This is a genomic window from Pradoshia sp., from assembly GCF_051873915.1.
Lineage (GTDB): Bacteria > Bacillota > Bacilli > Bacillales > Pradoshiaceae > Pradoshia.
Genome location: NZ_JBJEFJ010000131.1, coordinates 17,782 through 31,543 on the forward strand (window position 1 = coordinate 17,782; position 13,762 = coordinate 31,543).

A 13,762-nucleotide genomic window follows, 5' to 3' on the forward strand; every position below is an offset into this window, starting at 1 on the left:
CCCCCCTCACACAGCCAAAGATGCATGTATTTCCTCCTGAGTTTAGAATAATTTGAAATTATAGGAAGATATGGATTGACTGAACGCTCATTCATTATATAAAATGGACATAGAAACTGAATGGTATATTTAGGAATGCCGCTATTTGAAGCATGCAAGCGAGAGTAGCAGCAAATAAGGGGCGAAAGAGGGATGGAGATGAATGGTCTGCTTTGGATCAATTTAATTGCAGCCATACTTGTAACCGCTTACGCAATCTATCTGTTTGCGTACTTGGTTAAGTCTCGAATCGAATTTATCAAGCTCGGCAAGAAGGAAGAGTTTGATAATGATGTTAAGAAGCGGCTCGAGAAGATATGGGTGTATGTGTTTGGACAGAAGAAGCTGATGAAGGATAAGAAAAGCGGTACGATGCATGTGCTCTTCTTTTATGGATTTATATTGGTCCAATTTGGAGCCATCGATCTAATCTGGAAAGGGATCAAGCCAGGCTCACACCTGCTGCTTGGACCTCTCTACCCGTTTTTCACATTCTTCCAGGAAATTGTTGTTTTAATGGTTATGGTCGCTGTTATATGGGCGTTTTACCGCCGTTATATTGAGAAGCTTGTCCGATTGAAACGGGGGTTTAAATCAGGACTTGTACTGATCTTCATTGGCGGACTAATGCTTGCGACTTTGGTAGCTAATGGTGCCTCTTTAATTTGGCTCCATGGCGGGGAGCTGCACTGGTCTGAGCCTGTTGCCTCATCCATTGCTTTCCTGCTTGGCTGGATGAGCGAGACAGCGGCTGCTGTAGTGTTCTATGTAGCTTGGTGGATTCACCTGCTGTTTATTCTGACCTTCTTAGTTTATATCCCGCAATCCAAGCATGCTCACTTGATCGCGGGACCAGCCAATGTGTATTTCCACAGGCTGACACCGCCGAAATTAAAGCCGATTGACTTTGAAGATGAGTCACAGGAAACGTTCGGCGCTGGAAAGATTGAAGATTTCACGGACCTTCAGCTGCTTGACCTCTATGCTTGTGTAGAGTGCGGCCGCTGTACAAATATGTGTCCGGCATCCGTCACAGGGAAGATGCTTTCCCCGATGGACCTGCTGCTTAAGATGCGCGATCATCTAACCTTCACAGGTGCTGCTGTAACACGCAAAGAGCCTTGGGTGCCATCCTTTGTCTTTGCTAACACAAAGGGTAATCAAATCGCGGTGGCGGCAAAGGGTCAGGGAGCTGTCGAATCGGCGGCAGCGATTGACATGTACAACCCAGCGCTTGTCGGTGAAGTGATTACAGAGGAAGAACTTTGGGCTTGTACCACTTGCCGTAACTGTGAAGACCAATGTCCCGTCATGAACCAGCATGTCGGCAAGATCCTTGATATGCGCCGTTACTTGGTGCTCACAGAAGGAAAGGTGCCGGCAGATGCCCAGCGTGCGATGCAGAACATCGAGCGTCAAGGGAACCCTTGGGGATTGAACCGGAAGGAACGTGAGGCTTGGCGTGAAGCACGCGAGGATGTACATGTTCCAACCGTGAAGGAAATGTCCAAAGCAGGAGAAGAATTTGAATACTTATTCTGGGTCGGTGCCATGGGCTCATACGATAACCGTTCCCAAAAGATTGCCCTTTCCTTTGCGCGCTTGCTGAATGAAGCCGGCGTCAAATTTGCCATCCTTGGCAATAAGGAGAAGAACTCAGGGGATACACCACGCCGCCTTGGCAACGAATTCTTATTCCAGGAGCTTGCGACGAAGAATATTGAGGAATTTGCGAAGAATGACATTAAAAGAATCGTTACGATTGACCCGCATGCCTTTAATATTTTCAAAAACGAATATCCGGACTTTGGTCTCGAGGCTGAAGTGTACCATCATACACAAGTGCTGGCTGAACTCGTACGGGATGGAAGATTGAAACCGACACATGCCGTCAATGAGAAGATCACCTTCCATGATTCATGCTATCTTGGCCGTTACAATGATGTTTATGACGCACCGCGTGATATCTTAAAGGCTATTCCAGGTGCCTCTTTCGTCGAAATTGAAGGACGGAACCGTGAGAACGGAATGTGCTGTGGAGCAGGAGGCGGGTTGATGTGGATGGAGGAAGAAACAGGCCATCGCATCAACGTAGCAAGAACGGAGCAGGCATTAACGGTGAATCCAACTGTCATCAGCTCTGGATGTCCGTACTGCTTAACGATGCTCAGTGATGGTACGAAGGCGAAGGAAGTTGAAGAAGAAGTGAAGACATATGATGTAGCAGAGCTTCTAGAGAAGTCTGTGTTCGGTGAGGAAAAGGAATTAGCATCATAATCGGTTCATCAAAGGGGTCTATATAAGAACTGTGGAGAGACGGAGATCTTGCACCTATATTTAGGGGAAAATAGCGTGTATGGATTTCCGTTTCTTTCCTTTTTATGTAAAATAATAGTATGATAGAATAAAGCGCTTACATAGCGAACGAGCGTTCAGTCATGGATGGGAGAAATTCAATAATCGGAGGGGAAAAGATGAGAAAAACGGTTATTTTAGACGGCGCAAGAACACCTTTTGGCAAATTCGGAGGGTCACTAAGCAGTTTGACGGCCTCGCAGCTAGGCGGTATGGCCATTAAGGAAGCAATCGGACGATCTGGCATCAAGGCAGAGGAAATTGATGAAGTAATCATGGGGTGTGTACTTCAAGGGGGCCAAGGACAAATTGTTTCTCGCCAGGCAGCACGTGAAGCTGGTCTGCCATGGGAAGTGAAAACGGAAACGATTAATAAGGTATGTGCATCAGGACTAAGAAGTGTAACGCTGGCTGACCAGATTATTCGCCTTGGTGATGAGGAAGTCATCGTTGCCGGCGGAATGGAGTCAATGAGCAATGCGCCATACATTCTCCCGAAGGAACGCTGGGGAGCGAGGATGGGAGATGGACGTGTGGTAGATATGATGGTTCATGATGGTCTGACCTGCAGCTTCACGGGTGTGCATATGGGCACATACGGCAATAGCACAGCGACAGATTTAGAGCTTACGAGAGAAGAGCAGGATAAATGGGCTTACCAAAGTCATCAGCGTGCCATTGCTGCGATGGAGGCTGGACGCTTGGAAGAGGAGATTGTGCCTGTAACGGTTAAAGAACGCAAGGGGGAACGGGTCATTTCTGTTGACGAGGCACCAAGGAAGGATACAACTCCGGAAAGATTGGCCAGCCTGAAGCCTGCCTTTGGTGCAGACGGGACCATCACTGCCGGTAACGCACCTGGCATTAATGACGGGGCAGGGGCACTCGTCCTAATGAGTGAAGAACGTGCCCGTGAGGAAGGACGCCAGATTGGGGCTGTCATTCTCGGCCATGCGGAGGTAGCCGTTGAGGCAAAGGATTTCCCGAAAACACCAGGACTTGTTATTAATGCCCTGTTGGAGAAAACGGGCAGGTCATTGGATGAGGTTAATTTATTCGAAGTGAATGAGGCGTTTGCGGCAGTTGCCCTTGCAAGCGGCAAGATTGCTGGTTTAGACGCAGAGAAGGTCAATGTCAATGGAGGAGCCGTTGCGCTAGGTCACCCAATTGGGGCAAGCGGTACAAGAATTATCCTTACGCTGATGTATGAATTGAAGCGACGCGGAGGCGGAATCGGCATTGCCTCCATCTGCAGCGGCGGCGGCCAAGGGGATGCAATCATGATTGAAGTACCAAAAGGGGAATAAGGGGGAGCTTTCAGAATGGAGATCAAACAAGTCATGGTCATAGGGGCCGGCCAAATGGGCTCTGGAATCGCACAGGTATGTGCGGCGGCTGGATATGATGTATTTCTGCATGATTTGAAGGAGGAATTCGTGAACAGAGGCCGCTCAGGCATTGAGAAAAATGTGCAGCGCCTTGTTGATAAGGGACGTCTCTCAGATGAAGAGAAGGCTGCAATCCTTGAGCGAATTAAGCCTTCCACTGATTTGCAAAATGCCAAGGAAGTGAATGTCGTTATTGAAGCTGCTGTGGAAAATATGGAGATCAAGAAGCAATTATTTGCTGAGCTCGATCAACTAGCACCGCCTGAGGCCATTTTGGCGACGAATACCTCTTCCTTGCCAATCACAGAGATTGCAGCGGCAACAAACAGACCGGAGCAGGTCATCGGGATGCATTTCATGAACCCGGTTCCGGTCATGAAGCTCGTTGAAATCATCCGCGGTCTAGCGACGAAGGATGAGGTATATACCGCCATTGAAACAATGGCAAAGGACCTTGGAAAGGTACCTGTTGAGGTGAATGACTTTCCAGGATTCATCTCTAACCGTGTGCTCATGCCAATGATTAATGAGGCAATCTTCACACTTTATGAAGGTGTTGCCTCCAAGGAAGCGATTGATGAGGTCATGAAGCTTGGGATGAATCATCCGATGGGACCTCTTCAGCTCGCTGATTTCATCGGGCTTGATACATGTCTTTATATTATGGAAACACTTCAGGAAGGGCTTGGTGAGGATAAATACCGTCCATGTCCGCTTCTGCGCAAATATGTGAAGGCCGGCTGGCTTGGGAAGAAGACGGGCCGAGGGTTTTATGAATACAGCTAATAAGCATCACGCCTATGGGGAGGCAGCTTGAATGGACTTAAGATTTACAGAAGAACAGCAGATGATGAGAAAGATGGTGCGGGAATTCGCAGAAGAAGTGATTGCACCATTTATACCGGAGATGGAAAAAGGGGCATTTCCAAGCGCTGTGCTTGAGAAAATGGGCGGGCTTGGTCTAATGGGAATTCCCATTCCAGCAGAATACGGCGGTGCCGGTATGGACTTCACATCCTATATTATCGCCATCCATGAGATCTCAAAGGTAAGTCCGACAGTCGGCGTTATTCTGAGTGTTCATACCTCTGTCGGTACGAATCCCATCCTCTTTTATGGGACAGAGGAGCAGAAGAAGGCCTATATTCCGAAGCTTGCCAGCGGTGAATATCTGGGAGCCTTCTGCCTGACGGAGCCGAGCGCAGGCTCAGATGCCGGGTCGCTTAAATCGAAGGCCGTTAAGCAAGGCGATGAGTATATTCTAAATGGCTCCAAGATCTTCATCACGAATGGAGGAGAGGCAGATACGTATATTGTCTTCGCTCAAACGGCACCAGAGCAGGGAAGCAAAGGAATCTCTGCCTTTATCGTGGAAAAGGGGACACCTGGCCTTATCATCGGCAAGGATGAGCAGAAAATGGGCCTTCATGGCTCGCGTACGGTGCAAATCACCTTTGAGGATATGAAGGTTCCTGCGAAGAATCTGCTCGGGGTTGAGGGTCAGGGACTAGCCATCGCACTCAGTAACTTGAACACGGGCCGAATCGGCATTGCTGCTCAAGCGCTTGGAATCGCTGAAGGTGCTTTCGTAGAAGCTGTACGTTATGCGATGGGGAGGCAGCAGTTCGGCAAACCAATCAGTGCTCAGCAAGGAATCGGCTTTAAGCTTGCTGATATGGCGACAGCGATTGAAGCTTCTAAGCTGCTCGTCTATCAGGCAGCCTCCTTAAAAGGTGAGGGATTATCCTGCACGAAGGAATCGTCGATGGCGAAATTGATGGCTTCAAGGACTGCCATGGATGTCACGACAGAGGCCATCCAAGTATTTGGCGGATACGGCTATACAGAGGAGTATCCAGTCGAGCGCTATTTCCGCGATGCAAAGGTAACGGAGATTTATGAAGGAACAAGTGAAATACAGCGAATTGTCATCAGTAAGCAATTAGTAAATTGATAGATTTGGGGGATGGAAGATGAATTTTCAATTGTCAGAAGAGCATGAGATGATCCGCAAGATGGTACGCGATTTCGCCAAGAATGAAGTGGCTCCGACCGCTGCAGAACGCGATGAGGAAGAACGCTTTGATAAAGAGCTGTTTGATAAGATGGCTGAGCTTGGCCTGACAGGGATTCCATGGCCGGAGGAGTACGGCGGAATCGGCAGCGATTATGTCGCTTATTGCATTGCTGTTGAGGAGCTTTCCCGTGTGTGTGCATCAACAGGGGTAACCTTATCCGCTCATACATCACTGGCAAGCTGGCCAATCTATAAATTTGGTACGGAGGAGCAAAAACAGCGTTACCTTCGACCTTTGGCAACAGGGGAGAAGATTGGCGCATACGGCTTGACCGAGCCAGGCTCCGGCTCTGACTCCGGTGCGATGAGAACAACGGCACGCCGTGATGGGGATGATTACATCCTGAACGGGTCGAAGATCTTTATCACAAATGGCGGGATTGCAGATACATACGTTGTCTTCGCCCTCACGGACCCGGAGAAAAAACAAAGGGGCACGACTGCCTTTATCGTTGAGAAGGATTTCAAAGGCTTCAGCGTCGGCAAGAAGGAAAAGAAACTTGGTATTCGTTCCTCTCCGACAACGGAAATAATCTTTGAAGAATGCCGCGTACCAATGGAAAATCGTCTTGGTGAAGAGGGAGAAGGCTTCAAGATTGCGATGATGACGCTTGATGGCGGACGTAATGGTATTGCTGCACAGGCAGTCGGAATCGCACAAGGTGCTCTTGATGCGGCAACAGACTATGCGAAGGAACGTGTTCAGTTTGGCAAGCCAATCAGTGCCCAGCAAGGGGTTGGCTTCAAACTGGCTGACATGGCGACAAGCGTGGAGGCTGCACGTCTTTTGACTTATCAGGCAGCATGGCTTGAGTCTAAAGGTCTTCCGTATGGGAAAGAATCGGCGATGTCGAAATTATTCGCAGGAGATGCTGCCATGCGCGTGACAACTGATGCTGTGCAAATTTTCGGCGGTTATGGTTATACGAAGGATTACCCGGTTGAACGGTTCATGCGTGATGCGAAAATCACCCAAATCTATGAGGGAACACAGGAAATACAGCGTCTTGTCATTTCCCGTATGTTGACGAAGTAAGATGAGGTCATGACAATTCCTCCCGGGAAAAAACCGGGAGGAAACCCTTTTAAAAAAGGCGGTGGGGGATCTTGAAGAAAATAGAGGTGCAAGCATCTGTCAAGGACGAGAAGCTTGTAAAGAAACGGCGCGACGAGATGATCAAGGGAGCGGTCGCCTTATTTATTGAGAAAGGGTACCACCGGACCACAACAAGGGAGATTGCAAGAGCAGCAGGGTTCAGCATCGGCACATTATACGAATATATCCGGTCCAAGGACGATATCCTCTATCTCGTTTGCGACAATATTTATGAGGAAGTGAAGGAGCGGCTGCAAAAGGCGCTCGAATTAAGCGAGGGGACGCTAGAAGGCCTGCGCCTTGGCATTTCCTATTACTTTCGCATCTGTGATGAAATGCAGGATGAAGTATTAGTCATGTATCAGGAGGCTAAGTCTTTAAACAAGACGGCCTTGCCTTATGTGCTCAATAAGGAAATCGAAATGGCACGCATGTTTGAGAAATTGATTGTCGCCTGCCTGGAGAATGAGGAAATTGAGCTCCGAGCAGATCAGACATATTTACTTGCCCATAACATCATTGTCCATGGACAGATGTGGGCGTTCAGACGCTGGGCAATCGGGAAGAATTTTACGATTGAGGATTATATCGACTCACAAACGGATTTGCTGTTAAAGGGGATTACGGAGGGAGCCAACATAGTTCGATAGAGGGGGAACGTTATGAGCAACGAGTATAAACCGAAGAATCATATTCGCTTTGTTACGGCATCTAGTCTGTTTGACGGACATGATGTCAGCGTGAATATTATGAGGAGAATTCTTCAGGCAAAGGGAGCAGAGGTCATTCACCTTGGGCATAACCGCTCAGTAGAGGAGGTTGTGAGCGCGGCCATCGAAGAGGATGTACAAGGAATTGCTGTATCCTCCTACCAAGGCGGTCATATGGAGTACTTTAAATATATGTATGATTTATTGAAGGAAAGAGGAGCACCGCATATCCGCATTTATGGCGGCGGGGGAGGAGTCATTATCCCACGTGAGATTAAGGAGCTTCATGAATATGGGATTGCCCGTCTTTTCTCGCCGGATGATGGACGAGAGCTAGGCCTAGAGGGCATGATGGAAGTTCTAATCAAGGAATGCGATTACCCGCTTCCGCCATTAGAGACAATTTCAGCGGAGACGCTCAGCCCTGAGAAGCCTCTAGCAGTAGCACGCGCGATTACGATGGCAGAGAATAAACTGTGGAGGTCAGAAGAGGCTGCAGCAGTAGAACCTGTCATAGAGAAGCTTGCCAAGGAGGCCAGCACGATTCCGGTTATCGGAATAACAGGTACAGGCGGAGCAGGGAAAAGCTCGCTCACAGATGAATTAATTCGCCGCTTTATCCGGGAGCTTCCGAATCACCGCTTGGCCATTTTATCAATTGATCCGACGAAGCAAAAAACAGGCGGGGCCCTGCTCGGGGACAGAATTCGCATGAATGCGATTTTCCACCCGAATGTGTATATGAGAAGTCTGGCGACAAGGGATTCCCGCTCAGAGCTCTCTGCTTCTATTAAGGATGCGATTGCCGTCGTGAAGGCAGCCGGCTATGATGCCGTCATTGTTGAAACGAGCGGAATCGGCCAAGGAGATGCAGCCATCACAGAGGTCTGTGATATCTCGATGTATGTAATGACAAGCGAATTCGGGGCACCGACCCAGCTTGAGAAGATTGACATGATTGACTATGCTGATTTCATTGTTATCAATAAATTTGAACGAAAAGGGTCACAGGATGCTCTGCGTCAGGTGCAAAAGCAATACCAGCGCAGCCGCACTCTCTTTGACCGCGACCTGGCAGAGCTGCCGGTGTATGGAACGATTGCGAGCCAGTTCAATGACGAAGGCACAAATGCTTTATTCGCAGCCTTGGTTGAGGCAATGGCAAAGCATACGGGTACAGATTACCGGACACGTTATAGCAAGGATGCGAAGACAGAAAAGCAGCATACAATCATTCCGCCAGACCGCCAATACTATTTGCGTGAGCTCGCCGATGCCGTTCGTTCGTATCATGCGCGCACCACTAAGCAGGAGAAGGCTGCCCGCAAGCTCTTCCAGATTGAAGGGACAATCGAGGCTTTGGAGGAGAACGGAGAACCAGCCGAAACACTGCAAAAGCTAAAGGAGAAGACCAAGCAGGAGCTTGAACCGGAAACAGTCGAGATCATTGAAGGCTGGGAAGCTCAAAGAGAGGCATACAGCCAGGATGAGCTTGTAACACAGGTACGCGGCCGGGAAATCCGTACAGAGCTGAAGACCATCTCTTTAAGTGGCCTGACCATCCCGAAGGTTGCCCTGCCGAAATTCAAGGATTATGGCGAGATTGTGCGCTGGGTAAGAAGGGAAAACGTACCGGGCAAGTTCCCATTCACGGCAGGCGTATTCCCGTTCAAACGGAAGGAAGAGGACCCGAAACGTCAATTTGCAGGAGAAGGCTCTCCAGAGAGAACGAATCGCCGCTTCCATTATCTTTCGAAGGATGATGAGGCGAAGCGTCTGAGCACAGCCTTTGATTCGGTTACATTATACGGTGAAGATCCACATATCCGGCCGGATATTTACGGGAAGGTCGGGGAGAGCGGCGTCAGCGTTTGTACGCTCGATGATATGAAAAAGCTTTATGCAGGCTTTGATTTATGCGCGCCAAGTACATCCGTATCCATGACCATCAATGGTCCGGCGCCGATTATCCTCGCGATGTTCATGAATACAGCCATTGACCAGCAATTAGAGAAGAAGGAGCAGGAGCTCGGCCGTGCGCTCACTGAGGAAGAGGCAGCAAGCGTAAGAAGTAAAACCCTGCAGGTTGTGCGCGGTACCGTTCAAGCAGATATTTTGAAGGAAGATCAAGGTCAGAACACCTGCATCTTCTCAACGGAATTCGCCCTGAAAATGATGGGGGATATTCAGGAATACTTTGTGCAGAATCAAGTTAGGAACTATTATTCTGTCTCTATTTCTGGGTATCATATCGCAGAAGCAGGCGCCAATCCGATATCCCAGCTTGCCTTCACGCTCTCCAATGGCTTTACCTATGTCGAATATTACTTGAGCCGAGGAATGAAGATTGATGACTTTGCTCCGAATCTATCATTCTTCTTCTCGAATGGCCTGGACCCGGAATACACCGTTTTAGGACGGGTGGCGCGCCGAATTTGGGCGATTGTCATGAAGGAGAAATACGGGGCAAATGAGCGGAGCCAGAAGTTGAAATATCATATTCAAACCTCTGGACGCTCCTTGCATGCGCAGGAGATTGACTTTAATGACATCCGGACAACGCTCCAGGCCCTTATCGCTCTTCAGGATAATTGCAACTCTTTGCACACGAATGCTTATGATGAAGCGATTACGACCCCGACGGAGGAATCTGTGCGCAGGGCAATGGCCATTCAAATGATCATCACGAAGGAATTCGGGTTGATGAAGAATGAGAATTCCCTTCAAGGCGCCTATATTATTGATGAGCTCACTGATCTAGTAGAAGAAGCCGTTTTGCAGGAATTTGAACGGATCAATGACCGCGGCGGTGTACTCGGTGCAATGGAAATGCAGTACCAGCGCGGCAAGATCCAGGATGAATCCATGTACTATGAGATGAAGAAGCATAATGGCGAGCTCCCAATCATCGGCGTGAATACGTACCTGAACCCGAATCCTCCAAGCGAGGAAGAGGTCAATAGTATGCAGCTGGCCCGTGCGACGAAGGAGGAAAAAGACCATCAAATCCGAAATCTTGAGGCCTTTCAGAAGAAGCGCGAGAATGAATCGGGTGAAGCGCTTGAACGCTTAAAGGAAGCAGCAGTCAGCGGAGAGAATATTTTTGAACAATTAATGGAGACAGTTCGGGTAGCAAGTCTCGGACAGATAACACATGCTTTATACGAAGTTGGGGGACAATATCGCAGGAACATGTAATCCAAAGAGTTAGCGCGGAGGGTTTCTTCCGCGCTTTTCTTTACATCTCAAAAATATTCAATTAATTATGACCCCCTCCTTTCCATTTGTGTGATAGGATAAAACTGTCATCTTCCTTATAAGTTACATAAAAGCGGGTCATAATGGAGAACAGGAGGGTTAAATGATGGATATGCGGCGCAGAATAGGCAGCATGCTCATCCTTTTTGCATTCCTCTGGCTGTTCCGGATTCTTTATGACCATTCGCTTGGAGCGGTCGGCTGCTTGCTTATCTCCATCTTCTTCGCATTCAAGGCATATCAGCATTGGAAGCAAGGAATTAGAGACAAGAAGTAAAATAAAGTGGCATTATGATAAGCCGTTTGGTTATAATGGGATATGCATAATTGGGTGTTTTGATGTTGATTTGATAGAAAGGATGTGCGAACAATGACTTTAGCCAAGATGTCTATGGAAGATATTCGTGAAATGGCCCTCATTGAAATTGCAAACTTATTACTTATAGAAAAGAAAGAAGCTATAGACTTTAAAGTGATGATGGATGAAATCCAGCAAATGCTTGGATTGTCTGATGAGGAAGTGGCAGATAAAATTGGCCAGTTCTATACGGACCTGAACGTGGACGGCCGCTTCATCAGCATCGGCGATAACCGCTGGGGCTTAAAAGGCTGGTATCCAGTTGAGCAAGTAGAAGAAGAAACTGTTCCTGCCTCTAAAGTGAAGAAGAAAAAAGGCAAGAAGGTTGTCGAGGATGAAGATCTTGATGACTTCGATGTTATCGACGAAGATGAAGATTTAGACTTCGACGATATCGATGATTTTGATGATGAAGAGGAAGAAGACGAAGACTTAATCGACGACGATTTCGATGAAGATGATGACGATCTGATTGAAGATGACGAAGAAATCATTAAAGATAAATTCGTTATTGAAGAAGACGAAGAAGAGGAAGAAGAGGACTTCGAAGAAGAGGAAGAAAATCGATAAACATCAACCTTGACTTCAAGTGTCAATCTTTGTAGAATATTATCTGGGCTCCTTTAAACATGAAGGAACTAATTATAGCGATTAACGCTCCCTTGTTCGCAAGGGGGCGTTTTTATTTTTTTTATGGATACGTCGGTTAATTTTAACGAAAAGTAAGATTGAAATAGATGATTATCCGTGCGCAATGTTTAGAAATGATAGGAGGATTTTTTTATGACAAAATATATTTTTGTTACCGGAGGAGTAGTTTCCTCCCTAGGGAAAGGAATCACAGCCGCTTCTCTAGGTCGCTTATTGAAAAATAGAGGGTTAAAAGTAACAATTCAAAAATTCGACCCATACATCAACGTGGACCCAGGGACAATGAGCCCTTATCAGCACGGAGAGGTATTCGTAACGGATGACGGCGCAGAAACAGACCTAGACCTTGGTCACTATGAGCGCTTCATCGATATCAACCTTTCCAAGCTCTCTAACGTAACAACTGGGAAGATCTATTCCCATGTCTTGAAAAAAGAGCGCCGCGGCGACTATCTTGGCGGAACGGTCCAAGTTATCCCGCATATCACGAATGAAATCAAAGAACGCATCATGAAAGCCGGTCATGACACGAACGCAGATGTCGTAATCACAGAGATCGGCGGAACAGTTGGAGATATTGAATCCCTTCCATTCCTTGAAGCGATTCGTCAAATTAAGAGCGATATCGGCTCTGACAATGTATTGTACATTCACTGTACGTTAATTCCTTACTTAAAAGCGGCTGGCGAAATGAAAACAAAGCCAACTCAGCACAGTGTAAAAGAATTGCGCAGCCTTGGCATTCAGCCAAACATCATCGTCGTGCGTACAGAAATGCCGATTTCTCAAGATATGAAGGACAAGCTTGCCCTATTCTGTGACATCGACAAAAACGCCGTTATCGAGTGCCCGGATGCAGACACTCTTTACAAGGTGCCTTTGATGCTTCAAGACCAAAACATGGACCAAATCGTCTGCAATCACTTAAAACTTCAAACACCAGATGCGGACATGACAGAATGGAAAGAGCTTGTGGAGAAAGTGACGCATCTTTCCAAAACCGTTACAATCGGTCTTGTCGGTAAATATGTAGAGCTTCAAGATGCCTACATTTCTGTAGTTGAATCCCTTAAACACGCTGGCTACACATTCGATGCAGACGTGAAAGTGAAATGGATCAACTCTGAGGATGTAACAAAAGAAAACGTAGAAGAGCTTCTAGGTGATGTAGAAGGTGTTCTTGTTCCTGGCGGATTCGGAGACCGTGGAATCGAAGGGAAAATCGTTGCAATCGAATATGCAAGAACGCACAAAAAACCATTCCTTGGCATCTGCCTAGGCATGCAGCTTGCATCCATCGAATTCGCGCGTAACGTCCTCGGTTTGACTGATGCGAACTCTTCTGAGATCAACCCAGAAACAACAAACCCAATCATCGACTTGCTTCCTGAACAAAAGGATGTAGAGGACCTCGGCGGAACACTTCGTCTTGGCCTATATCCATGTAAAGTAACACCAGGCACAAAAACAGCCGAAGCATACAAAGAAGAAGTGGTTTACGAACGTCACCGTCACCGTTATGAATTCAACAATCACTACCGTGAAGACATGGAGAAGAAAGGCTTCATCTTCTCAGGTACAAGCCCGGATGGACGCCTTGTAGAGATTGTCGAGCTGAAGGATCACCCTTGGTTCGTCGCATCCCAATTCCACCCAGAATTCATCTCAAGACCAACACGCCCGCAGCCGCTATTCCGCGACTTCGTCAAAGCGTCATTGGCAGAGAAATAAGAAAAGAATGGCAGGAGAACACGATTTGAGTGTTCTCCTGTTTTTATTTTCAGGCCTTTTGAATGAAAATTTACTGAATACGAGATTTAAGGACGAAAA

The 13,762-nt window shown here is 47.5% G+C and carries 10 protein-coding genes; all 10 read left to right on the top strand.

Features of this window, described 5'->3' with window-relative positions; genetic code table 11:
* The first annotated feature begins 198 nt into the window (after positions 1 to 198).
* The 10 genes from ACI35L_RS11730 to ACI35L_RS11775 all read left to right on the top strand — a co-directional run bounded on the left by ACI35L_RS11730 (position 199) and on the right by ACI35L_RS11775 (position 13,663).
* Entirely contained in the window at positions 199 to 2,316 is a 2,118-nt protein-coding gene (locus tag ACI35L_RS11730) for a heterodisulfide reductase-related iron-sulfur binding cluster (RefSeq protein ID WP_439802949.1), read from the top strand.
* Positions 2,317 to 2,513: 197 nt separating this feature from the next.
* Positions 2,514 to 3,701 (top strand): acetyl-CoA C-acetyltransferase, encoded by a 1,188-nt coding sequence (locus tag ACI35L_RS11735; RefSeq protein ID WP_049669285.1) that lies wholly within the window; start codon positions 2,514 to 2,516, stop codon positions 3,699 to 3,701.
* A gap of 15 nt (positions 3,702 to 3,716) precedes the next feature.
* The gene (locus tag ACI35L_RS11740) at positions 3,717 to 4,568 is read left to right on the top strand and encodes a 3-hydroxybutyryl-CoA dehydrogenase (protein ID WP_049669286.1); all 852 of its coding nucleotides are present in this window, start codon (positions 3,717 to 3,719) and stop codon (positions 4,566 to 4,568) included.
* 31 nt (positions 4,569 to 4,599) lie between these two features.
* Entirely contained in the window at positions 4,600 to 5,736 is a 1,137-nt protein-coding gene (locus ACI35L_RS11745) for an acyl-CoA dehydrogenase (protein WP_439802944.1), read from the top strand.
* A gap of 19 nt (positions 5,737 to 5,755) precedes the next feature.
* Complete coding sequence (locus ACI35L_RS11750; protein WP_049669288.1) at positions 5,756 to 6,895, top strand: acyl-CoA dehydrogenase; 1,140 nt, start codon at positions 5,756 to 5,758, stop codon at positions 6,893 to 6,895.
* A gap of 71 nt (positions 6,896 to 6,966) precedes the next feature.
* Positions 6,967 to 7,605, top strand: coding sequence for a TetR/AcrR family transcriptional regulator (locus ACI35L_RS11755; protein ID WP_049669289.1), 639 nt, complete (start codon positions 6,967 to 6,969; stop codon positions 7,603 to 7,605).
* A 12-nt stretch (positions 7,606 to 7,617) separates the two neighbouring features.
* Entirely contained in the window at positions 7,618 to 10,863 is a 3,246-nt protein-coding gene (gene icmF, locus ACI35L_RS11760; protein WP_439802945.1) for a fused isobutyryl-CoA mutase/GTPase IcmF, read from the top strand.
* Positions 10,864 to 11,026: 163 nt separating this feature from the next.
* A complete protein-coding gene (locus tag ACI35L_RS11765; RefSeq protein WP_439802946.1) occupies positions 11,027 to 11,200 on the top strand; it encodes a hypothetical protein in 174 nt (57 codons plus the stop codon).
* 93 nt (positions 11,201 to 11,293) lie between these two features.
* Positions 11,294 to 11,851, top strand: a complete 558-nt coding sequence (rpoE, locus tag ACI35L_RS11770; RefSeq protein ID WP_439802947.1) for a DNA-directed RNA polymerase subunit delta — start codon at positions 11,294 to 11,296, stop codon at positions 11,849 to 11,851.
* A 213-nt stretch (positions 11,852 to 12,064) separates the two neighbouring features.
* A complete protein-coding gene (locus tag ACI35L_RS11775) occupies positions 12,065 to 13,663 on the top strand; it encodes a CTP synthase (RefSeq protein WP_049669292.1) in 1,599 nt (532 codons plus the stop codon).
* Positions 13,664 to 13,762 lie beyond the last annotated feature (99 nt).